Raw genomic sequence first — 21,697 nt, forward strand, 5'->3', positions numbered from 1 at the left:
GGGTGCCCGCGGGTCCGCAGCCTCGTGCGAGGGTGCCCCGAGACGCGATGGAGGAGGTGGCATGACCTGGCCCCGGCCGGTCCCGGTGATCGGTGACCGCACCCACGCCGCCGAGCGGGCCGCCGACCCGTCGGGCTGGGCGTTCGACCCGGCCACGGTCGAGGCGCTGCACACCGTGATCGGCGCCCGCCGCGACATCCGCCGCTACCGACCCGACCCGGTGCCGCCGGAGGTGCTGCGCGGCGTGCTGGAGGCAGGGCACCGCGCGCCGTCGGTGGGGCACTCCCAGCCGTGGCGGTTCGTCGTCGTCACCGGGCAGCAGACCCGCGACCGCGCCGCGGTGCTGGCCGACCGGGAGCGGCTGCGCCAGGCCGGGCAGCTCACCCCGGACCGGCGGGCCCGGCTGCTGGACCTGCAGCTGGAGGGCATCCGCGAGGCGCCGGTCGGCGTCGTCGTCGCCTGCGACCGCCGCACGCACGCCACCGGCGTGCTCGGCCGGGCGACGTTCCCCGACGCCGACCTGTGGAGCTGCGCCTGCGCCATCCAGAACATGTGGCTGGCCGCCCGGGCCGCGGGGCTGGGCATGGGCTGGGTGACGCTGTTCCGGCCGGCCGACCTCGCCGCGCTGCTGCACCTGCCCGACGGCGTGGAGACCCTCGGCTGGTTGTGCCTCGGCTGGCCGGACGAGCGCCCGCCGGAACCGGGCCTGGTGCGGCACGGCTGGTCCAGCCGCGCGCCGCTGGACGAGGTCGTCCTGCACGAGCGCTGGCCGGCCGACGGGAGCCCCGAGGCGCCGGTCTCGCACCTGGCCGGGCCGCAGCCGGAGGCCGTGGTGGCCGCCAGGGACACCGGTGACGACCTGCTCGCCGTGCCCGGATCGCTGGGCGTGCTGGACCGGGCGGTCGACCGGGTGCTCGCGCTGCCGGGCGCCGAGCCCGCGGGCGGCACGCTGCTGGTCGTCGCCGGCGACCACCCCGTCGCCGCCGCGCACGCCGTCTCGGCCTACCCGTCGTCGGTGACCGCCGACGTCCTCGCGGCCACCGGCACGGGGGAGTCGCTCGGGGCGTCGACCGCGCGCCAGGCGGGGCTCCGGGTGGTCGCCCACCACGCCCTCTCCCCGGACCCGCAGGGCGACCTCCTCACCGCCGACGCGCTCACCCCCGCCGCGGCCGCGGCGCTGGTGGCGGAGGGGCGGGCGCTGGGGCGCGCGCTCGCCGCACACGGGCTGGTCTGCCTCGGCGAGGTGGGCATCGGCAACACCACGGTGGCCGCCGCGCTCGCCTGCGGGCTGCTCGGTCTCGGTCCCGACGACGCGGTCGGTCTCGGCGCGGGGGCCGACGCCGCGATGCTGGAGCGCAAGCGGGCCGTGGTGCGCGGGGCGCTGGACCGCGCGCGGGCGGCGCACGGCGCCGCGCTGGCCGAGCCGATGACGGCCCTCGCCGCCCTGGGTGGCCCCGAGGTCGCCGTGCTGGCCGGTGTCACGCTCGGCGCCGCCGCGGCCGGTGTGCCGGTGGTGCTCGACGGCCTGGTCACCTCCGTGGCGGCCGCCGTCGCCGTCCGGCTGGAGCCGGCCGCGCAGGCGGCGCTGGTCGCCGGGCAGCGCAGCCGGGAGCGCGCGCACGCGGAGGTCCTCACCGAGCTGGGCCTCGAGCCGCTGCTCGACCTGCGGCTGCGCGCCGGCGAGGGCGTCGGCGCGGCGCTCGCCGCCCAGCTCCTGCTCACTGCGCTGCGCGCCCGCCGCACCGCCGGGCGGGTGTCGTGAACCTGCGGCGCCCCCGCCGCACGCTGGTGCTCGGCGGTGCCCGCTCGGGCAAGTCGCGGTACGCGGAGCAGCTGCTCGCCCGGGCACGCCGGGTCGAGTACGTCGCCTGTGGCCTCCCCGCGGACGACGGCGACCCGGAGTGGGCGGCGCGGGTGGCGCTGCACCGCGACCGCCGGCCGGGCAGCTGGCGCACCGTCGAGACCGTCGACCTGGTGCGCGTGCTCGGCGAGCCGGGCCCGCCGGTGCTGGTCGACTGCCTGTCCACCTGGCTGGCGCGGGTCATGGACGACTGCGACGTCTGGACCGGTGCCGAGGGCGCCGACGAGCGGCTGGCGCGGGCCGTCGACGACGTCGTCGCCGCCTGGGTCGGCACCCGGCGTCGGGTGGTCGCGGTGAGCAACGAGGTCGGCTCCGGCGTCGTGCCCGCGACGGCGTCCGGCCGCCGCTACCGCGACGAACTGGGCATCCTCAACGCGCGGGTGGCCGCGGCCTCGCAGCGGGTGTGGCTGCTGACCGCCGGGCTGCCGCAGCGGCTGCGGTGACCGGTCTGCTCGCGGCGCTCGGCATGTTCAGCGTGCTGCCGGTGCCCGCCTCCGCCCGCATGCCCGGCCCCGGGGTGCTGCGCTGGCTGCCGGTCGTGGGAGCGTTGCTGGGCGCGCTGTCCTTCCTCCCGGCGCTCGCCGTCTGGCGCGGAGGGGAGCAGGGGGCGCCACTGCTCGCGGCCGCCCTCGTCGTCGGCGCACTGGCCCTGCTCACCCGGGGGCTGCACCTCGACGGGGCCGCAGACCTCGCCGACGGGCTGGGCAGCGGGCGGCCCGCCGAGCAGGCGCTGGCGATCATGCGCCGGCCCGACGTCGGGGCGTTCGGCGTCGCGGCGCTGGTCTGCGGTCTGCTCGTGCAGGTGACGGCGCTGGCCGCCGTGCTGGGACGGTCCACCGTGGCCGAGGGGCTCGTCGTGGTGCTCCTGGCGACGACCACCGGCCGGGTCGCGGTGCTGCAGGCGGCCGCGCGGCCGGCGGCGCTCGGCTCCTCGTTGGGTGCCCTGGTCGCCGGGGCGGGCTCGCCCGCGACCCGGTGGACGCCGGCCCTCCTCCTGCTGGTCGCCGCCGCCGGGCTCCGGCTGCTGTCCGGCGGGTCGGCGGCCGACGCCGTGTGGGCCTTGGCCGCGGTGGTGGTCGCACTGGTCGCTGCCGCCGCGCTGACCGCGCACGCCGCCCGGCGCCTGGGCGGGGTGAACGGCGACGTCTTCGGTGCGGTCGTCGAGATCGGGACCGCGGCGACCCTGGTCCTCCTCGCCGCCGGCGCCACCTGGACCTGAGGACGTCCTGGGCGGGCCACCCGGCCTGGTCCCCGTCGCTGCCCGGGCCGGCATGACCGTGCCCAGTCCCGCAGCGCCCTGTTGACATGCGGGTCGAGCCGCGTCAGCGGACGTTGAGCCGCGCCCTGACGCGGCTCAACGTCCGCTGGAACGGCTTCACCTGTCCTTCGTGAGCTCCCTGGTCCTCAGCTTCCCGTCGCTGCCCGGGACGACCGCGCCCAGCGCCGCGGGCTGACCCCGGTCCACCGCTGGAAGGCGTGCACGAACGCCGAGGCCTCGGAGTAGCCGATGCGCTCGGCGACCTGTTCGACGGTGAGGCCCACGGTCACCAGCAGCTCCTCGGCCAGGTGCCTGCGTGTCTGGTCGACGATGGCGCGGAACGTCGTGCCCTCTTCCTCCAGGTGCCGGCGCAGCGTCCGGACGCTCATGTGCAGCTCCGCGGCCACCGCCTCCTGGCCGGGCATGGCCTGCGGACGGCGCAGCAGCAGGTCGCGCACCCGACCGCTCACCCCGCGGCGTGTCTGGCGCCGCTCGAGCAGCTCGCGGCACTGCGCCTCGCACAGGGCGGCGGTGAGCGGTGCGGCCTGGGGGAGCGGCTCGTCGAGCAGCGTCGCGGCGAAGACCACGACCGACCGTGGTGCCTCGAACCGGGGCAGCACCCCGAAAGCCGCCTCGTACGGAGCCGGATCCGCGGGGCGGGGCACCTGCAGCAGCACGCGCAGCGGGACGACGGGGCGGCCGAGGGACTCCCGCCACAACTGCACCGCAGCCGAGGTGTCGCGCAGCAGGACGAACCGGCGGACGGGTTCGGTCAGGTCCAGGTCGTCGAAGAACAGCGACAGCTCGCCGTCCTCCTCGTGCGCACTGATCCGGGTGAGCGCGTAGGTCAGGTCCAGGAAGCGCATCGCCACCTCGTGACCGGCGCGCAGGGTCGGGCTGGAGAGGAGCGCGAACCCCCAGATGCCGTAGGTGGCCAGGCGGTAGCGCGTGCCGGCCGCGAGACCGCCGTCAGCGGGCAGTTCTGCGGCGAGGGTGGCGACGAGCCGGGCCTCCTGCTCGGCGCTGATCTCGGCCAGGGGATCGCTCAGTGCAGCCGCGCTGATGCCCGTGCCGGCGAGCACCCGGACGTGCGGGATGCCGTGCTCCTCGGCCAGGGCGCACATCAGGGCCGCGCTGCCCGTGCCCCGGGCAGCGGCGTGGCGGGGGTTGGCCGAATTCATCAATTGGCGGCCGATTGTGCCATGGCTCACACCCGTCGCCCGTCGTTAGGTTCCGCGGACGAGCCAGATCGTGTCGCGAGTGGGGGCAGACCATGACAGTGACCGCGGAACAGCCGGTGGCGGCGGGGATCGAGCACGTCGACGTGCTCGTCGTCGGGGCCGGGATCTCGGGCATCGGGGCCGCGTACCACCTCAGGGAGCGGCTGCCGGGCCGGACCTTCGCGATCCTCGACGCCCTCGGCGCCCGGGGCGGCACGTGGTGGACCCATCGCTACCCCGGCGTCCGTTCCGACAGCGACCTGTTCACCTTCGGCTACGGGTTCAAGCCCTGGCGCGGCCCCTCGATCGCCACGTCGGAGGAGATCCTCCGCTACCTGGACGAGGTCATCGACGAGGGGCAGCTCGCCGGGCGCATCCGCTACCGCTCCCGCGTCACGAGCGCGAGCTGGTCGTCGGCGGACCGGCGCTGGACGGTGCAGGTCCGCCGCGAGAACACCGGTGAGGACCACACGGTCACGACCGACTTCCTGTGGATGTGCCAGGGCTATTACGACCACTCCCGGCCCTACCGCCCCCAGTGGGAGGGGATGGAGAGGTTCCGTGGGGTGGTCGCGCACCCGCAGCAGTGGCCCGAGGACCTCGACCACGCCGGCACGCGCGTCGTCGTCATCGGTTCGGGCGCCACCGCGGCGACGATCGTCCCGGCCATGGCCGAGACCGCCGCGCACGTGACGATGCTGCAGCGGTCCCCGACGTTCTTCTTCGCCCGGCCCCGCACGCACGAGCTGGCCGAGACGCTGCGCGCGCTCGACGTACCCGACGACTGGACGCACGAGATCCTCCGCCGGGCCTACATCGCCGAGGGTGACGAGATCACCCGGATGTCGTTCGAGTCGCCCGGCGAGCTGCGCGAGATGCTCCTCGAGGCGATGCGTCCCCTCCTTCCCGAGGACTTCGACATCACCAGGCACTTCAGCCCGACCTACCGGCCCTGGCAGCAGCGGCTCGCCCTGCTGCCCGACGGCGACCTGTTCACCGCCATCCGGGAAGGGAAGGCGTCGGTCGTCACGGACACGATCGACAGGTTCACCGAGACCGGCGTCCGCACCTCCTCGGGGGAAGAGCTGCAGGCCGACGTCGTGGTGACCGCGACCGGGTTCGACCTGTGCCTGTTCGGTGGGATCACCTTCACGGTGGACGGCGAACCGGTGGACTTCACCCGTCGGGTCACCTGGCGCGGCACGATGATCAGCGGCGTGCCGAACATGGCCTACGTGTTCGGGTACTTCCGGGCGAGCTGGACGCTGCGCGCCGACCTGGTGAGCGACCTCGTCTGCCGCCTGCTGGACCACATGCAGGAACGCGGCGCCACCGTCGTCGTCCCGACGCTGCGTACGGAGGACGCGGACATGCCCCTGCGGCCGTGGGCGGATCCGGAGAACTTCAACTCCGGCTACGTCATGCGCTCGGTCGACCGGATGTTCAAGCAGGGCGACCGCGAGCCGTGGACCCACCTGCTCGAGTACGCGCAGGAACGGACGGCGCTGCCGGCCGTCGACCTCGACGACTCCTCGCTCGTCTACCGATGACCGCGCACACGCCCGACCCTGCCCGTCCGTCCCGCGACTCCCAGGAGACTCCCGTGCCCGTCGACCCGCACATCGCCGCGATGCTCACCATGATGGAACAGGCGGGGCTGCCGCCGATGTACGAAGGCACCCCTGAGGCCGGCCGCGCCCTGTACCTGGCGCTGACCCACGGGGCACGCACCCCGGAACAGCTGGTACCCGTCGGCGGGACCGAGGACCGGGCCGTCCCCGGCGCCGAGGGCGACCTGAAGGCCCGCGTCTACCGTCCCGACGGGGACGGGCCGTTCCCGACGGTCGTCTTCTTCCACGGTGGCGGCTGGGTCATCGGTGATCTGGACACCCACGACAACATGGCCCGCAACGTCTGCCGGGGCAGCGGCGCCGTCGTCGTCGCGGTCGACTACCGGCTGGCCCCGGAGCACCCCTTCCCGGCGGCGGCCGAGGACGCGGTGGCCGCGGCGCGCTGGATCGCCGCGCACCTCGACGAGTTCGGCGGCGACCAGCGGCTGGGGCTCGCCGGGGACAGCGCCGGTGGCAACCTCGCCGCTGTCGTCGCCCAGGCCCTGCACGACGACGGCACGCCTCTGGCGGCGCAGTTCCTCATCTACCCGGCGGTGGACGCCGAGGGGGAGTACCCGTCCCGGATCGAGAACGCCACGGGCTACTTCCTCGAGAAGGACACCATGGACTGGTTCTACGGGCACTACGCCGAGGGCTGGGACGACGCCATGGACCCGCGCCTGTCGCCGCTGCACGGTGCCGACCTCGCGGGTCTGCCGCCGGCGGTGGTCGTCACGGCCGAGTACGACCCGCTGCGTGACGAGGGGGAGGCCTACGGCGAGGCGCTGCGCGGGGCGGGCGTGACCGCCGACGTCCGGCGCTACGACGGGATGATCCACGGCTTCTTCGACATGGGGACGATCTCGCCGGCCGCCCAGTCGGCGATCGACGAGAGCAGCGCCCGCTTCGGGGAGCTCCTGCGCGGTTGAGCGGCCGCACTGCGGCGGAGGACGTCGGCCCGTCCTCCGCCGCACCGGTCAGTCGGGAGGGAACAGGGCGCGCACACCGAAGCGGGTGGGGCGCTGGAACGGGCGCCAGGCGCCCTGCGGCTGGGCCAGCCGATCGGCGACGATCCACAGCACGGCCGGGTCGATGCCCATCCCGAGGTGGCCGGCGTGCACGGCCACGTTCTCGCTGATCGGCCCCTCCTCCTGCAGGCAGGTCCGCCAGTCGACGACGCCGTCCCACCGCGAGTAGACGGAGGTGCTCGGCACCCGGAGGGCCGGGGCCCGGCGCACCGTCCCGACGGCGCGCAGCTCCCGGTGGGCCTGGTACATCCCCGCCCCCGACGGCGCACGCTTCCGGGCCACGACCCCGGCAAACGGCGAGCCGAGCGAGACCACCTGGCGGACCAGGTGCGGGCTGCGCTCGGCCAGCCTGCGGGCGAAGATCCCGCCGAGGCTCTGGCCCACGATGCTCACCGTCGTCCCGTGCCGGTCGGCCAGCCGCTGGACGAGGGTGCGGACGCCCTCGACCACCTCCGCCCGTGCCCCGCGGTTGCGGCCCAGGTCCCAGCCCACCGTCGGGTGACCGAGGCCGCCCAGCCAGCGGCGCAGGGTGCGCGTGGAGACGTCGGAGGCGAGCCAGCCGGGCAGCACCAGCACGGGGTGCGGCTCCCCGCGCGGGGCCAGCCGCAGCAGCGGGAAGCCGGCGGCCAGCGCGCCGGCGCTGACGAGGGCGCGGGCCGGCTCGGTGACGGCCAGCAGGTCGTCGGCGCGGGCGCCGCGGGGGCGGGAGCTCACCGGTGCTCGATGCCCGGACGGGGCAGCGATCAGTCGCGGGATCAGTCGGCCGGCGGCAGGACGCGCGGGACGAACACCTCGTCGACCGGCCGCGGGCCGACGTACTGCCGGCACGTGCAGGGCACCCAGCTGTGGCCCGACCAGCGGCCGCGCTTGTCGTAGGTGTCGCGTCGCAGCTCGGCGTAGCAGGTGTTGGTCTCCGTGTCGTGCTGGCTCAGCGTGTGACCGCACCCGCACAGCGGCGTCACCGGTGGGGGTGGGGTCGTGCGCCGGCCCCGGCCCAGCCGCCCGGCGACGAAGCCGGCGCCGAGCAGCGCGGCGCCCACCAGCAGGCTGACCGGATCCATCCGCATGCACCTTCCGACCGGGGCCTTCGACGGTAGCGCGCCCGGGTGCTCCGGTCGGGTGACCGGCCCCCGGCCGGCGCCGCCGGAACTGCGGGGCGTGACCGTCGTTCCCGTCCGGTGCCGTCCGTATTCGCCCGATCGTGGGGATTGGCCGGCCGGCGTCGCGGGAATGGATGTGTCCGTGAACACGTACGCCGTAGGGTTCGCGCGCCCCGACCGCTGGTCGGGGACGGAGAAGGCCCAGCAGACCTACCCGTGGCACGCCGTCGAGGCGCACCGCCCGCCGGTGGAGCTGGACGGCGAGGTGGAGCTGGCCGTGTGCGGGGCGATCGTGCAGGTGTGGGGCTCGCAGAAGTGGGAGCGGGTCGGTATCGGCCGCACCGGCTGCCCGGAGTGCGCCCGCATCACCGCCGTCGACAACCGGCTCACCAGCGCCCGCTGACGCCCTCCGCCCCGGACCTCATGGCGGTGGAGCCCCCGGCCCCACCGCCATGACGCCTCAGCGCTGCTCGGGCTTGCGCCCGCTGATCGCCGACAGCCCGGTGATCGCGCGCCCCACGATCAGCGCCTGCACCGAATCGGTGCCCTCGAACGTGAAGACCGCCTCCATGTCGGCGAAGTGCCGGGCGACGTGGTGGTCGATCAGGATCCCGTCCCCGCCCAGGATGTCCCGGGCGTCCGCGACGATCGCCCGGGCCTTGGCCGCGTGGTTCATCTTGGCCAGCGAGGCCATCGCCGCGGTCATCCGGCCTTCGTCGGCGAGCTTGGACAGCCGCCAGCACATCAGCTGCATCGAGGTGATCTCGGCCAGCATCCGCGCGAGCTTGTCCTGCACGAGCTGGAAGCCGGCGATCGGCTGGCCGAACTGCTCCCGCTGCAACGCGTGCGCCAGCGCCAGCTCGTAGGAGGCGGTCGCGAGACCGAGCGCCCGCCAGGCCACGGTGTACCGGGTGCGGTCGAGCACCTGGGAGACGTCCTTGAACGAGTGGCAGTTGGCCAGCTTGTTCTCCGCCGGCACCCGCACGTCCGTGAGCGTGATCTCCGCCTGCCACACCGCCCGCAGGGCGGTCTTGCCGGTCATCACGGTGGCCTCGTAGCCGGGCGTCCCCTTCTCGACGACGTAGCCGCCGACCTTGCCGTCCTCACCGCGCGCCCAGATGATCACGAAGTCGGCGATGGAGCCGTTGCCGATCCACTTCTTCTGGCCGTCGAGCACGAAGTGGTCGCCGTCCTGGCGGGCCGAGGTCTCCAGGCCGACGGCGTCGGACCCGTGCTGGGGCTCGGTGAGACCGAAGGCGCCGATCTTCTCCAGCCGCGCCATCGGCGGCAGGAACCGCTCGCGCTGCTCCTCGTCGCCCAGCAGCGCGATCGACTGCATGGCGAGGAAGCTGTGCACGCCGTTGAACGTGCCGATGCTGCCGTCGGCGCGGGCCAGCTCGGCGGCGACCAGACCGGCGGCGACGTTGCTCATGCCCGGGCAGCCGTAGCCCTCGATGGTGCCGCCGACGATGCCGGTCCCGGCGAGCAGCGGCACGAGGTCGAACGGGAACTCCGCCCGCTCCCAGTACTCGTTGATCCGGGGCAGGACCTCCTGCTCGCCGAAGGCGCGCACCCGGTTCCGGATCTCGATCTCCGCCGGCTCGAGCAGGTCCTCGAAGGCGTAGAAGTCAGGGCTCTCGACTGTCACGCGCCCGAACGTACGGCGATCAGGGGCATGCTGCCCGTCGTGCGCATCGTGATCGCCCCGCACTCGTTCGCGGGCAGCCTGCCGGCGGACGAGGTGGCGTCCGCGATCGCCACCGGCATCCGCCGGGTGCTGCCCGGCGCCGAGCTGGTGCTGCGGCCGGTGGCCGACGGGGGAGAGGGCACGGTGGCCGCCGCACTGCGGGCCGGCTGGTCGGCCCGGACGGTGCGGGTGAGCGGCCCGGACGGGACCCCGGTCGAGGCGACCTACGCGGTGGACGGCGCGACGGCGGTGCTGGAGCTCGCCTCGGCCGCGGGGCGGGGGCTGCTGCACCGGCCCGCTCCGCTGACCGCCGGCACCCGCGGGGTGGGCGAGCTCGTGCTGGCCGCCCTCGACGAGGGTGCCCGTCGGATCGTCCTCGGGCTGGGTGGCAGCGCCTCCACCGACGGCGGCGCCGGGATGCTGCAGGCCCTCGGCGTGCGGCTGACCGACGGCGACGGGGCGGACATCGGCCCCGGTGGCGCCGGCCTGGCGACGCTGGCGCGGATCGACCCGGCGGGGCTGGACCTGCGGATCGCGGCGACCGAGGTCGTCGTCGCCACCGCCGTGGACAACCCGCTCACCGGCCCGGCGGGTGCGGCAGCGGTCTTCGGCCCGCAGAAGGGTGCGACCGCCGACCACGTGGCGGTGCTCGACGCCGCCCTCGCCCGGTACGCCTCGCTGCTCGCCCGGACCAGTGGCGCATGGGTGGAACGCCGTCAGGGGGCGGCAGCCGCGGGCGGTACCGCGGCCGGGGCCATGGCGCTGCTCGGCGCGCGGGTCGTCTCCGGTGCCGAGCTGGTGTGCGACCTGATCCGGCTGGACGAGGCGTTCACCGGCGCGGATCTGGTGATCACCGGCGAGGGCGCCCTGGACGAGCAGACGCTACGGGGCAGGGCGCCCGCGGAGGTGGCCCGGCGGGCCGCCGCGGCCGGTGTGCGCTGCGTGGCCCTGGCCGGTGTCGTGCGGCTGGCGCCCGACCGGCTGGCCCCGGCCGGCTTCGCGGCCGCCTCCGCGCTCACCGAGGTGGAGCCGGACGTCGCCCGCCGCCTGGCCGCGCCTGCTGCGGTGCTGGCGGAGCTGGCCGGCCGGATGATCGTCGCCGCACTGCCCGCCGACGGCCCGCGGTAGCTTGCGTCGTCCTGCTCCCGCACCAGGAGGTCCGGTGCCCTTCCTGCTCCGCCGCTTCTCGCGGTTCTTCCGGCGGCGCCTGACCGGCTGGCGGCTGCCCCTGGCGGTCGCGGTGTTCGTGTACCTGAGCAGTTGGCTGGCGATGACCCTGGTGGAGCCGCCGGGCAGCGACATCGTGGCTCCGGGCACGTACTGGTGGTACTTCCTCGTCACGGCCGCCACCGTCGGCTACGGGGACGTCTTCCCCGAGTCCCTCGGCGGCCGGATCGTCGGCGCCTACGTGATCATCGGTGGCATCGTCACCCTGACCCTGCTGTTCACCCGGTTGTCCGACGCCCTGCAGTCCGTCCGGGGCCGGCGCCTGAGAGGTGTGGTCCCCCTGGAACTGACCGACCACGTCGTGCTGCTGGGCTACTGGCCCGGGCGCACCGAGCGGATCGTCGCCGAGCTCACCGCCGAGGGTCGTGCCGAGGTGGCGCTGTGCGCCTGGGACGACGTCGCCGAGAACCCGATGCCCGACCGGCCGGCGGTGCACTTCGTGCGCGGGGACCTCACCGGGGAGGACGTCATGCAGCGGGCATGCGTGCCGGCCGCCCGCACCGTGGTGATCGACGCCCGCGACGACAACGAGACCCTCGCGGTCGCGGTCGCCGTCGACCACGCCCATCCGGGAGTGCACCTCGTCGCAGCGCTGCGGGACCTGGGGAGGCGGGACACCCTGCGCTACGTCAGCCCCAGCGTGCAGGCGGTGCAGTGGCACATGCCCTTCCTGCTCACCGAGGAGGCGACCGACCCGGGCATCACCCAGGTCTACGCCGACCTGATGAGCAGCCACGGGCACGGCAACACCTACTCCTCGACCGTGCCGGCCGGTTTCCCGCACCGCACGTTCGGCGACTGCCAGGTCTGGTTCGGCCGGACCTTCGGCGCGACGGTGCTCGCCGTGCGCGGGCCCGACGGGCTGCGGGTGAGCCCGGCCTGGGACACCCCGGTGCCGGAGGGGGCGACGCTCTACTACGTCGCCGGGCAGCGCATCCCGGCCGAGCAGCTGGCCGGGCGCTGACGGGCTAGACGCACCCCTAGGACGGGTGGCCCTCGACGTCCTCCTCATCGCCCTGCGGGGCCTGCGGGGTGCCGCTCTGGGCCTCGAGGTCGGCGGCCATCTCCGGCGTCTCCTGCTCGAGGGCGATGTCGCGGGGCTGCGGCGTCTCCGAGGGCGTGTCCGACGGCGTCGTCATGCGCCCAGCCTGCCGCAGGCCGCGCTGATCCGCCCGGTCACCGGCGGGGTCAGTCGAAGAAGGCGCCGATCGCCAGTGCCGCGCCGACGAGCAGGACCAGCAGCACCAGCACGGTGGTCACGACCGGCACGACCACCCAGCGGCGCTTGAACCTGCGTCTGCGACGCGGCGGGGGAGGCGCGGGGCGTTGCTCGGCCACCGGACGCGGCGCCTCCTTGCGCTCGCGCCTGCGGTCGGCCATGTGCCGGGCCTGGTCGCGGGCGTCGCGGGCGACGGATCCCAGGAGAGCGCGGGACGCGGACGCCAGGGCGATGAGGTCCGCGGCGTCGATGCGCTCGAGCGAGTTGCCCCCGACCGGTCCCGGCGGGGGAGAGGGCGGTGCCGCGGCTGCCGCGACCGGTGCGCGGCCGTCGGCCACCTCCGCGAGCTGTGCCCGGGCGACGGCGGCCGTGCTGCGCTGCGCGGGGTCCTTGGTGAGCAGCCCCTGCAGCACCGGCTCCAGCGGCCCGGCGCGGAGCATGGGGGCCGGGTGTTCGGACACGACGCTCATCAGGGTGGCCATCGCGTCCCCCTTGTCGAAGGGCGGGCGGCCCTCCACCGCGGCGTAGAGGGTGGCGCCGAGCGACCACAGGTCGACGGGCGGGCGCGGTTCGTCGCCATGCGCCCGCTCGGGTGCCATGTAGGACGGCGAGCCGATCAGCGCGCCGTGCGTCGTCAGGCTGGAGTCGCCGGTGGTGGTGGCGATGCCGAAGTCGGTGAGGCAGCCGGAGCCGTCCGCGCCGACCAGCACGTTGGCCGGCTTGACGTCGCGGTGCACGATGCCGATGTCGTGCGCGGCCTCCAGCGCGTCGAGCACGTCCAGGCCGATGCGGGCGACCGAGGCCGGCGCCAGCGGTCCCCGCTCCTCCAGGATCTGCTGCAGGCTCCGGGCGTCGACGTGCTTCATGACCAGCCAGGGCTTGCCGCCCTCCTCGACCACGTCGTAGACGGTCGTGACGTGCGGGTGCTCCAGCCGGCCGGCGGCCCGGGCCTCGCGCATCGTCCGCTCGCGCAGGACGGCGCGCTCCTCGTCGGTGACGTGCAGGGAGAAGGTGACCTCCTTGAGCGCCACCTGGCGCTCCAGGACCAGGTCGGTCGCCAGCCAGACGGTGCCCATGCCGCCCTGGCCGAGCAGGTCGCCGAGCGCGTAACGGCCCGCAACGACCCGGGTCTCTGGTCCGGTGCCAGCGCTCACGGGAGCATCCCTACCCCGCGGGCCGGTGTCCACTCGGGGAGCGACGTTCGCCAGATAGCACCGCTCACGTCAGCCGGACCGGTCGGCGCGGCGGGTCCGGCTGACGTGAGCGCTGTCCCGGGCCCCGTTCCGGGCGGCGTACCAGAGCCCGCCGAAGGCCAGGGCGAGCGCGCCCAGGAAGGAGGCGGTCGAGCCGTTGCCGCCCAGCCAGTTCGGGTCCCGGCCGAACTGGGCCAGCTGCAGCAGCGAGGCGGCCAGCGCGACGCCGGCGACCGCGGCGAACAGTGCGGGCCGGCCGGTACGCGAGGCCAGAGCGCCGAGCGCGGCGATGACCAGGAGCACCACCACGACCGGCCCGGTGACGGCGACGAAGCGGATCGCGTCGGTGCGGGGGGCGAAGACGAACAGCGTGGCGACGGCGGCGGCCGCGCTCGTGGCGTAGCCGCCGCGGACGGCCGTGGCGGAGGCGGTCACGAGACCCTCATCAGGATGCGGGCGACCCGGCCGTCCGACCGGTGCCACAGCGGCCGGAGCAGGCCGTCCAGCCCGGCGGTCCGCCCGGCCGCCGTGGCGAACAGGACGACGTGGGCGGCGAACATGAGGTAGTACGTCCACGGGAACTCGTCGGGCGCGTTGAGCACCGACAGGGTGATCGCCGTGGTCTGCACCATGCCGAGCACGGCCCACAACCGGGTGGCCAGGCCGACGAGGAGGAAGGCACCGAGAGCGGCCTCCAGGAGCAGCACCGCGTACCCGAAGAGGACGAAGTTGGGCAGCACCACGTTGTCGACCAGCCACGTGTAGGGCGGGAACACGGGGTGCTCGACGGCGTAACGCGTGAACCGGAAGAGCCCCGTGCCGGTGTCCTGGCCGAAGTCCGGCGGTGTCTTCCACCCGGAGTTGGCCACCCACAGCATGCCCACCACGACGCGGACGGCCGCCACGGCGCCGCGGGACCCGCGACCGGTGTCCAGGGGCTCGACCGGGGACCCCCGGTCGCTGACGGTCTCGTGCATGCGGACCTCCGTGCGGTCGAGCCGCAGACCTGGCTGGTGCGGACCTCCGGTGCAGGGCGCCCGACCGGGCGCCGTGGCTTCACGCCTAACGGATGTTGAGCGTGCTGTCCGCACCGGCGGGCCGCCCGCCGAGCACGGTGAGCATCGCGTCGACCGGCCGCTGGAGCGGCCGGGTGGTGCGGCTGAGCAGCAGATCGGTGTCGAGCACGCCCTGCCGGACGGTGGGGGCGAACGGCGACCAGAAGGCGCCGTCGGCGGTGAGGGTCAGCTCCGGCGGCAGGTCGAGGTAGCGAGCCCGCACACCCATGTCGCCGGACTCGGCCCGCCCGCGCCGGAGGATCGGTCGGACCACGTGGTCGTCGTCGCCGACGCCGAGCTCGCGGTGCAGCATGCACAGGCGCGGCAGGTCCTCGGCGTCGCCGTCCTCCAGCGTGGTCGCGATGCGAACCGGGATGCCCAGGCCCAGCAGTGCGGGCACCGCCTCGACGACCTTGCGGAAGTTCGCCGGGCCCCGCATGACGTCGTTGGTCACCGGGTCGGGGTGGTCCAGCGAGATCTGCAGGGTGACGTCGGCGGCCCCGAGGGGGGCCATGCGCTCGAGCAGGGAGCGTTGGAACAGCGTGCCGTTGGTCAGGACGAGCACGGGGAGCACGGCGGAGAGCTCGAGCAGCATCTCCGGCAGCTCGGGCACGAGGAAGGGCTCTCCGCCGGTGATGCCGATCCGGGTGAAGCCCATGCCCTTCGCCTCGTGGGCGATGTCGAGCATCGTCGCGGGGTCGAGCTCCCGGCGCTCGACCTTCGGCCCGGACTCCGTCAGGCAGTAGGAGCAGGCGAGGTTGCAGTGGTAGTTGCTGTACAGCCACACCCGGTCGCCGAGCTGGTCGGCGGCGATGGCTTCGGCCAAGGTGGTCACAGGGCCTCCTGCAGCAGCCGGTCGCGGACGTCGGGGGAGGTCGGCAGCGCCAGGGCGGTGGCGTACCGGTTGAGCATGACCGTGGTGGCCACCAGCAGCGTGAGCTCGACGACGCGGGCGTCGTCGATGGTCAGGGCTGCTCGTGCCGGCCGGATGTCGGCCTCGACGCCGAAGGCGACGGCGTCGCACCAGGCGATCAGCGCCCGATCGTCGACGTCGGGAAAGGCCGCGGCGGCCGGCAGGTCACCCCGTAGCGCGCGCACCTCGGTGTGGCTCAGCCCGGAGTCCAGTGCGACGACGGTGTGGGTGTCGGTGCAGTACCGGCAGCCCATGACCGCCGACGTCCGCAGGATGACGATCTCCTTCTCGCGCATCGGGATCCACGACGGGCCGAGCACGGTGCCGAGGAAGGGCAGCGTCGGCCCGACCAGCTCGGGGACCTGCGCCAGCGAGGCGACGATCGGTCCCGGGTCGCCCCCGGCGAAGTGGTCGCGCACGAGCAGCGGTGCGCTGTCGGCATCGATCAGCCGCACGCGGGGACCGCCGGGTGCGCGCAGGATCTCGCGCTCCGTCATCTCGCTCACGGGCCACCTCGTCTCGGTAGGAGCCGGGCATCGGTCGAACCCGCCGTCGGGCCGGTGCGCGTCAGCAGGATCGAGTGTCACCCGCGACGGGTATTCGTGCGCGACGGGCCCTCCGGATGGCGGTGCCGGAAGTTCTCTCATCCGGCGGCCGACCGTCAGGTGCCGCGCAGCTCCCGGCGGAGGATCTTGCCCGTCACCGTCTTGGGCAGTTCGTCGACCAGCACCACGCTGCGCGGGTACTTGTAGGCGGCCATCCGCTCCTTGCAGTGGGCGATGAGGTCCGCCTCGGTGGCCGTCGCGCCCGCCTTGAGGCTGACGAAGGCCTTCACGGTCTCGCCGCGCTTCTCGTCGGGAACGCCGACCACCGCGGACTCCCGCACGGCCGGGTGCTCGGCCAGCACGTCCTCGACCTCGCGGGGCCACACCTTGTAGCCGGACGCGTTGATCATGTCCTTCTTGCGGTCGACGATGAACACCCAGCCCTCGGGGTTCATGAAGCCGACGTCACCGCTCTTCAGCGCCCTGCCCGGCAGGTTCGCCGCGGTCTCCTCGGGCTTGCCCCAGTAGCCGGCGACGATCTGCGGCCCGGATGCGACGATCTCGCCCACCTCGCCCAGCGGCAGGTCGCGGCCGTCGTCGTCCCGGATGCGGACGACCGTGTTCGGCGCCGGGACGCCCACCGACAGCGCGCCGGACGTCGGGTCGACCGGGGAGGGCGAGCCGAACGGCGTCACCGTCATCGGCGACGTCGTCTCGGTCAGGCCGTAGGCGTTGTGCACCTGCTTGCCCGTCGCGGCCTTGAAGTTCTGCTCGGCGGTGGGGGAGATGGCCGCCCCGCCGGAGTAGATCGACTCGAACGAGGCGAAGTGGTCCTTCGTGAACCCCGGGGCGTTGAGCAGGGCGGAGAAGGCGGTGATCGCGCCGATGGTGAAGGTCGGCCGGTGCTCGGCGAACGCGTCGAGCACCACCTGCGGCTCGAACCGGTACGCCAGCACCAGCGGCGCGGGCGCCAGCATGCTCACCGCGATGTGCCCGATGAGCCCGGTGATGTGGAAGAGCGGCGCGACGCCGAAGATCGCCCCGCCGTCCCGGCCGGCGTGCACCCAGTCCCGGTAGACCTGCGCGGTGAAGACGACGTTGCGGTGGGTGTTCATCGCGCCCTTGGGCACGCCCGTCGTCCCGGAGGTGTAGGTCAGGAACGCGACGTCGTCCGGGGCGAGGTCGACCGGCGGCGGCGGGGAGCCGCGGTGCTGGGCGATGAACTCGGAGAGGTCCGTCGTCCCCTCGTGCCGCTGCCGGCTCATCCCGGCGAAGAGCCGCTCGTCGTCCCGTGTCTGGAACTCCAGCTCGCTGGTGGTGAGGACCAGGCGCACGTCGGTGCCCGGCACCACCTCCCGGGCCACCGAGTCGTACAGGGCTTCGAGGGAGACGAGCACCGTCGCGCCGGAGTCCTTCAGCAGGTAGCCCAGCTCCCGCTGCCGGCTCATCGGGTTGACCGACACCATGACGCCGCCGGCCTTCCAGGCGGCGACCATCGCGATGACGAACTGCGGCACGTTCTGCAGGTAGACCGCCAGCCGGTCACCCGGTGCGAAGCCGTGCGCGAGCAGACCGGCGGCCAGCCCGTCGCTGAGCTCGTCCAGCTCGGCCCGGGTGACGACGCCGTCGAAGTAGCGCAGCGCCACCGCGCCGGGGTCTCGGGCCACCCCGGCGCGGAACATCTCCAGGGCGTTGCCGAACTCGACGTCGTAGTCGGCCGGGTGGTCGCCGTACAGCGCCAGCCACGGGCGCTCGTCGTAGGCGCTCATGGTGGCGCGCTACTTGATGACGACGGGGTTGACCGGCGAGCCGCTGCCCTTGGCGACCTTCAAGGGGGCGGCCACGTAGAGGAAGGCGTACTGACCGTCCTCCGCGCAGTCGGCGGCGAGCTGCTCGAGGTCGGTGATCTCGGTGAGCGTGACGCCCAGGTTGCGCATCAGGGCGTTGTGCAGCACCAGGGCGACGCCGTTGTTCGGGTCGAAGGTGACCTCGTTGGCGATGGTGTCGGTGACCAGGTTGGGGATCTCCATGTCCTGGAACCACTGCACGAGCTCGGGGCTGTAGACCAGGCCCGGCTCGTTGAACCCCTCGTAGAACGCCTCGCCCTGCTCGAAGAACAGCCGGAGGAAGTTCGTCCGGATGATCAGGATGTCGCGCTTCTGGATCGGCGTGCCCTGAGCCTCGGCACAGGCCATCAGGTCCTCGTGGGTGTACGTCTCGGCCTTGTCCAGGTTCTCCCTGCCGCGGAAGCGGGCCATGTCGAGCAGCACCGCGCGGCCGACGACGCCCCGCTCGGCGATGGGCTGCACGCTCGCCCTGTCCAGCCCACCGACGGTGGTCCGGGCGTCGTAGCCGTTCCAGATCTTGCCGTCGTACCAGACGTGGCCGAGCGCGTCGTACTGCGTCGAGCCCTGCAGGAAAGCGTTGATCTTGTCGTCGGCGTAGTGCAGCCCGCCCGGGTACTCCGCGCCCTTGCCGCCTTCGTCCCAGTCGCTCTCGTCGAGGATCTGGGTGCGTTCCGCGGGGGAACGACCCGGCCACACCGGGTCGCCCTTGGGATCGCCGATCAGCCGCTGGAGGGTGAAGACCTTGCCGGAGCTGACCAGCTGGACCGCGGCGAGGACCTGCTCCGGGCCGAGGTAGTTGAGCGCGCCGACCTCGTCGTCCGGACCCCACTTGCCCCAGTTGGTCGGCGAGTCCTTGAGCAGCTCACCGAGGTACGGGGCGGTGGGGGTGTCGGTCACGGGAGCCTCCAGGGGGGAGCGCGAACGGGATGGGGCCGACACCACCACGACCCCCCTGTGGTGTCAATCACGGGACTCTGCAAGGTTCGGGTGCTCCACCACGACGCCCACGCAGCCCCGGGGGAAGCCATGAGCAGCACCGTCACCGGTACGCCCGAGACCGTCTTCACGTACGGCGCGCCCCAGTTGAAGTTCGGCAGCGGCGCGTCGGACGAGATCGGCTACGACCTCAGCCGGTACGGGGTCCGCCGGGTGCTCGTCGTGACCGATCCGGGGGTGGCGGCCACCGGTCATCCGCAGCGCGTGGCCGACCAGATGGCGCAGTTCGGCATCGAGGCGCGGGTGTTCGACGGCGTGCACGTCGAGCCGACCGACGTCAGCCTCGTCGCCGCCATCGAGGAGGCGCGCTCGACCGGGCCGTGGGACGCGTTCGTCGCGGTCGGCGGCGGGTCGAGCATCGACACCGCCAAGGCGATCAACCTGCTCACGACCAACCCCGGCGAGCTCATGGACTACGTGAACGTGCCGGTGGGGAAGGGGCAGGCGCCGCCGGAGCCCCTCAAGCCGCTGGTCGCCGTCCCGACCACGACCGGCACCGGCGCGGAGAGCACCACGATCTGCGTGATGGACGTGATCTCGGCGCGGGTGAAGACCGGGATCAGCCACGCGCGGCTGCGGCCCACCCTCGCCGTGATCGACCCGGACCTGACGTTCACCCAGCCGTCCGGCGTGACCGCGGCATCGGGGATGGACATCCTCTGCCACGCGCTGGAGAGCTACACCGCCCGCTGGTACACCACCTACGACCACCGGACGCCGGAGCAGCGGGTGCCCTACTGCGGGTCCAACCCGATCTCGGACATGTGGTCGGAGAAGGCGCTGACCCTGCTGGCCGGCTCCTTCCGCACCGCCGTGCGCGACGGCGAGGACGCCCAGGCGCGTGCGGACATGGCGATCGCGGCGACGTTCGCCGGCATGGGCTTCGGCAACGCCGGGGTGCACATCCCGCACGCCAACGCCTACCCGATCGCCGGGCAGGTGAAGGGCTTCCACCCCAAGGACTACCCGGCCGGCGAGGCGATGGTCCCGCACGGGATGTCGGTGTCGCTCACCGCGCCGGAGGCCTTCCGGTTCACCTTCGACGCATCCCCCGAGCGGCACGTCCGGGCCGCCGAGCTGCTCGCGCCCGGCGCCGACCGCCCCGCGGACCTCGTCGAGTTCCTGCCCACCGTGCTGGCCGACCTCATGCGCGACATCGACATGCCCAACGGGATCGGCGCCGTCGGGTTCGACGAGGGCGACATCCCCGACCTGGTCGAGGGCACGATGAAGCAGCAGCGGCTGCTCGCCACGAGCCCCAAGGCGGTCACCGAGGACGACGCCGCCGGGATCTTCCGGCGCTCGATCGAGCTGTGGTGAGCCCGCTCAGCTGAACATCGCGGCCAGCGCCGCGTCGGACTCGGCGAGGGCGTCGCGGTCGAAGGTGCTGCTGCCGGCCACCAGCTCGGCGGCGCCGGTGCGGTCCAGCAGCTCGGCGAGCCGGCTCTCCACCTGGGACGGGGTGCCGGCGATGGCCGCCGCGGCGGTCTGCTCCAGGTACTGCTGCTGGCGTGGAGTGCGGGAGGCGGCCCGGACGGCGGCCACCGGCTCGAGCGCGGGGAAGGCCCCTTCGGTCCGCGACCGCGCCATGGCCCACGCCTCGGGCAGCAGCAGGTCGGCGGCCTCGGCGGCGGTGTCGGCCACCAGCACGTCCAGGCTGATCGACACCCGCGGCTCCGGCTGCTGCGCCGACGGCCGGAAGTCCCGCCGGTAGCCGGCCAGGGCCTGCAGTCCGGGCCCCGGGTCGCCGGCCACGCCCAGCAGGGGGCCGCCGACGATCACCGGCAGACCCAGCGCCGCGGCCACCTGCAGGCCTCGGCCGGTGGCGAGCACGTGCACGGGTACGGAACCGACCGGCTGCGGGCGCAGCGTGATCTCCGCGGTCCCGGTCAGGAAGGCGCGCAGCTCGGCCAGGTCGGCGGCGAAGTCGCGCTCGGCCTCCCGCAGCGCACGGCGCACCGGCGCGGTGAAGCCGGGGGAGCGGCCCAGGCCGAGATCGACCCGGCGGGGGGCGAAGGCCGACAGCGTGGCGAACTGCTCGGCGACGACGAGCGGCTGGTGGTGCGGCAGCATCACGCCGGCCGAGCCGAGCCGGATGCTCGTCGTCCGCGCGGCGACGGCGGTCAGCAGCACCGCGGGTGCGGCACCGGCGATGCCCGGCACCCCGTGGTGCTCGGCCACCCAGAACCGGCCGAACCCGAGCTGCTCGGCGCGGGCCGCACGGGCCACGGCGCCGGTGAGCGCTGCATCGTCCGGCTCACCCACCCGGGTGCGGGCCCGGTCCAGCAGGGACAGCCGGGGCCTCGGGGCGATCACGCCTCTGCCAGCACCGCCCGGGCCGGAGGTGTTCCGGTCGCCCGTCCGCCGGGGGAGCGGATCAGCGGGGCGCGATGACGGTCTTGGTCACCTGGCCGGTGGCGACGAGCTGGCCATCGACGGTCGCCTCCGCGCGCATGAAGGCCACGGCGCGGCCGCGGCGCAGCACCGTCGCGGTGACGTCCACGGTGGCGCCGGCCCTGACCGGCCGGAGCAGCGACGCCGACACGTCGTGGGTGACGGCGTGCTCTCCGTCGGCGAGGGAGGGGAGCAGCGCGAGGAACGACGCGACGTCGAGCAGGGCGTAGACGACGCCGCCGTGCAGCATGCCGGCCGGGTTCTGCGCGGCGGTGCCGACGGGGAAGCGGATGCCGGCCGACGGATCGGCGTCGTCGCGGAGCTCCACGCCGAGGAACCGGTGCAGCGGGATGTCCAGCACGGCCTGCACGGAAGCCTCAGGTGCTCGGTCGGAGGGCACGGGCGCCGCCTCTCGTCGGGATGTCCCGGCAGCCTCGCACGCGGCCCAGGTCGGCCCGTGAGGTGGCCGGTCGGCCGTGGACGACGCCGTCCACAGGTCGGCTGGGCGTCCACACGGGCGTCCTGGCGCGCCGCTCGCCAGGTG

General features: G+C 74.2%; 23 protein-coding genes. 9 read left to right on the forward strand and 14 right to left on the reverse strand.

Annotated features, from left to right (window positions below; genetic code table 11):
* Positions 1 to 61 precede the first annotated feature (61 nt).
* From bluB to C5507_RS07430, 3 genes are read left to right on the forward strand one after another with little or no spacing between them, the layout of a single operon-like run.
* Complete coding sequence (bluB, locus tag C5507_RS23300) at positions 62 to 1,762, forward strand: 5,6-dimethylbenzimidazole synthase (RefSeq protein ID WP_104527883.1); 1,701 nt, start codon at positions 62 to 64, stop codon at positions 1,760 to 1,762.
* Entirely contained in the window at positions 1,759 to 2,304 is a 546-nt protein-coding gene (locus C5507_RS07425) for a bifunctional adenosylcobinamide kinase/adenosylcobinamide-phosphate guanylyltransferase (protein WP_242610964.1), read from the forward strand. The genes bluB and C5507_RS07425 overlap by 4 nt, the downstream gene beginning before the upstream one ends.
* Complete coding sequence (locus C5507_RS07430; RefSeq protein ID WP_104527884.1) at positions 2,301 to 3,080, forward strand: adenosylcobinamide-GDP ribazoletransferase; 780 nt, start codon at positions 2,301 to 2,303, stop codon at positions 3,078 to 3,080. Before C5507_RS07425 ends, C5507_RS07430 begins: the two co-directional genes overlap by 4 nt.
* Positions 3,081 to 3,265: 185 nt before the next feature.
* Here the strand turns inward: C5507_RS07430 and C5507_RS07435 are convergent, their stop codons facing one another.
* The gene (locus C5507_RS07435) at positions 3,266 to 4,300 is read right to left on the reverse strand and encodes an AraC family transcriptional regulator (protein ID WP_104527885.1); all 1,035 of its coding nucleotides are present in this window, start codon (positions 4,298 to 4,300) and stop codon (positions 3,266 to 3,268) included.
* A 92-nt stretch (positions 4,301 to 4,392) separates the two neighbouring features.
* On the opposite strand from C5507_RS07435, the gene C5507_RS07440 reads away from it, so the two are divergent.
* Complete coding sequence (locus C5507_RS07440; protein WP_104527886.1) at positions 4,393 to 5,889, forward strand: flavin-containing monooxygenase; 1,497 nt, start codon at positions 4,393 to 4,395, stop codon at positions 5,887 to 5,889.
* A 53-nt stretch (positions 5,890 to 5,942) separates the two neighbouring features.
* Entirely contained in the window at positions 5,943 to 6,878 is a 936-nt protein-coding gene (locus C5507_RS07445; RefSeq protein ID WP_104527887.1) for an alpha/beta hydrolase, read from the forward strand.
* A gap of 48 nt (positions 6,879 to 6,926) precedes the next feature.
* Here C5507_RS07445 and C5507_RS07450 read toward each other — a convergent pair whose 3' ends face one another.
* Entirely contained in the window at positions 6,927 to 7,691 is a 765-nt protein-coding gene (locus C5507_RS07450; protein WP_104527888.1) for an esterase/lipase family protein, read from the reverse strand.
* 41 nt (positions 7,692 to 7,732) lie between these two features.
* Positions 7,733 to 8,038, reverse strand: a complete 306-nt coding sequence (locus C5507_RS07455; protein WP_104527889.1) for a hypothetical protein — start codon at positions 8,036 to 8,038, stop codon at positions 7,733 to 7,735.
* A 181-nt stretch (positions 8,039 to 8,219) separates the two neighbouring features.
* On the opposite strand from C5507_RS07455, the gene C5507_RS07460 reads away from it, so the two are divergent.
* A complete protein-coding gene (locus C5507_RS07460; protein WP_104527928.1) occupies positions 8,220 to 8,480 on the forward strand; it encodes a hypothetical protein in 261 nt (86 codons plus the stop codon).
* A 57-nt stretch (positions 8,481 to 8,537) separates the two neighbouring features.
* On the opposite strand, the gene C5507_RS07465 is transcribed toward C5507_RS07460, so the two are convergent.
* Positions 8,538 to 9,725, reverse strand: a complete 1,188-nt coding sequence (locus tag C5507_RS07465) for an acyl-CoA dehydrogenase family protein (protein ID WP_104527890.1) — start codon at positions 9,723 to 9,725, stop codon at positions 8,538 to 8,540.
* A gap of 39 nt (positions 9,726 to 9,764) precedes the next feature.
* Between C5507_RS07465 and C5507_RS07470 the strand changes: the two genes are divergently transcribed.
* Complete coding sequence (locus C5507_RS07470) at positions 9,765 to 10,892, forward strand: glycerate kinase (RefSeq protein ID WP_242610965.1); 1,128 nt, start codon at positions 9,765 to 9,767, stop codon at positions 10,890 to 10,892.
* A gap of 34 nt (positions 10,893 to 10,926) precedes the next feature.
* Positions 10,927 to 11,955 carry an ion channel gene (locus C5507_RS07475; protein ID WP_104527892.1) on the forward strand — a complete coding sequence of 343 codons (1,029 nt, stop codon included), beginning with the start codon at positions 10,927 to 10,929 and terminating at the stop codon, positions 11,953 to 11,955.
* Between the two features lie 16 nt (positions 11,956 to 11,971).
* Here the strand turns inward: C5507_RS07475 and C5507_RS22650 are convergent, their stop codons facing one another.
* The 8 genes from C5507_RS22650 to C5507_RS07510 all read right to left on the reverse strand — a co-directional run bounded on the left by C5507_RS22650 (position 11,972) and on the right by C5507_RS07510 (position 18,660).
* Positions 11,972 to 12,130, reverse strand: coding sequence for a hypothetical protein (locus C5507_RS22650; RefSeq protein WP_165400423.1), 159 nt, complete (start codon positions 12,128 to 12,130; stop codon positions 11,972 to 11,974).
* A 49-nt stretch (positions 12,131 to 12,179) separates the two neighbouring features.
* On the reverse strand, positions 12,180 to 13,364 hold the full coding sequence (locus C5507_RS07480) for a serine/threonine-protein kinase (RefSeq protein ID WP_242610966.1): 1,185 nt from the start codon (positions 13,362 to 13,364) through the stop codon (positions 12,180 to 12,182).
* A gap of 69 nt (positions 13,365 to 13,433) precedes the next feature.
* On the reverse strand, positions 13,434 to 13,838 hold the full coding sequence (locus tag C5507_RS07485; protein WP_104527893.1) for an Rv1678 family membrane protein: 405 nt from the start codon (positions 13,836 to 13,838) through the stop codon (positions 13,434 to 13,436).
* Positions 13,835 to 14,380, reverse strand: a complete 546-nt coding sequence (locus tag C5507_RS07490) for a DoxX family protein (RefSeq protein ID WP_104527894.1) — start codon at positions 14,378 to 14,380, stop codon at positions 13,835 to 13,837. Before C5507_RS07490 ends, C5507_RS07485 begins: the two co-directional genes overlap by 4 nt.
* A gap of 85 nt (positions 14,381 to 14,465) precedes the next feature.
* Entirely contained in the window at positions 14,466 to 15,293 is an 828-nt protein-coding gene (locus C5507_RS07495; protein ID WP_158657534.1) for a radical SAM protein, read from the reverse strand.
* Positions 15,290 to 15,868, reverse strand: a complete 579-nt coding sequence (locus C5507_RS07500) for a carboxymuconolactone decarboxylase family protein (protein ID WP_242611357.1) — start codon at positions 15,866 to 15,868, stop codon at positions 15,290 to 15,292. Before C5507_RS07500 ends, C5507_RS07495 begins: the two co-directional genes overlap by 4 nt.
* Positions 15,869 to 16,032: 164 nt before the next feature.
* Entirely contained in the window at positions 16,033 to 17,685 is a 1,653-nt protein-coding gene (locus C5507_RS07505; protein WP_104527897.1) for an AMP-binding protein, read from the reverse strand.
* Positions 17,686 to 17,694: 9 nt separating this feature from the next.
* On the reverse strand, positions 17,695 to 18,660 hold the full coding sequence (locus tag C5507_RS07510) for a cyclase family protein (RefSeq protein ID WP_104527898.1): 966 nt from the start codon (positions 18,658 to 18,660) through the stop codon (positions 17,695 to 17,697).
* A 129-nt stretch (positions 18,661 to 18,789) separates the two neighbouring features.
* On the opposite strand from C5507_RS07510, the gene C5507_RS07515 reads away from it, so the two are divergent.
* Positions 18,790 to 20,079, forward strand: coding sequence for a hydroxyacid-oxoacid transhydrogenase (locus C5507_RS07515; protein ID WP_104527899.1), 1,290 nt, complete (start codon positions 18,790 to 18,792; stop codon positions 20,077 to 20,079).
* Positions 20,080 to 20,085: 6 nt separating this feature from the next.
* On the opposite strand, the gene C5507_RS07520 is transcribed toward C5507_RS07515, so the two are convergent.
* Together C5507_RS07520 and C5507_RS07525 are read right to left on the reverse strand one after the other, a co-directional pair.
* On the reverse strand, positions 20,086 to 21,075 hold the full coding sequence (locus C5507_RS07520) for an MsnO8 family LLM class oxidoreductase (RefSeq protein ID WP_104527900.1): 990 nt from the start codon (positions 21,073 to 21,075) through the stop codon (positions 20,086 to 20,088).
* A gap of 61 nt (positions 21,076 to 21,136) precedes the next feature.
* Positions 21,137 to 21,514 (reverse strand): PaaI family thioesterase, encoded by a 378-nt coding sequence (locus tag C5507_RS07525; RefSeq protein ID WP_242610967.1) that lies wholly within the window; start codon positions 21,512 to 21,514, stop codon positions 21,137 to 21,139.
* Positions 21,515 to 21,697 lie beyond the last annotated feature (183 nt).

The sequence above is a fragment of the Blastococcus saxobsidens genome (assembly GCF_002938435.1).
Lineage (GTDB): Bacteria > Actinomycetota > Actinomycetes > Mycobacteriales > Geodermatophilaceae > Blastococcus > Blastococcus saxobsidens.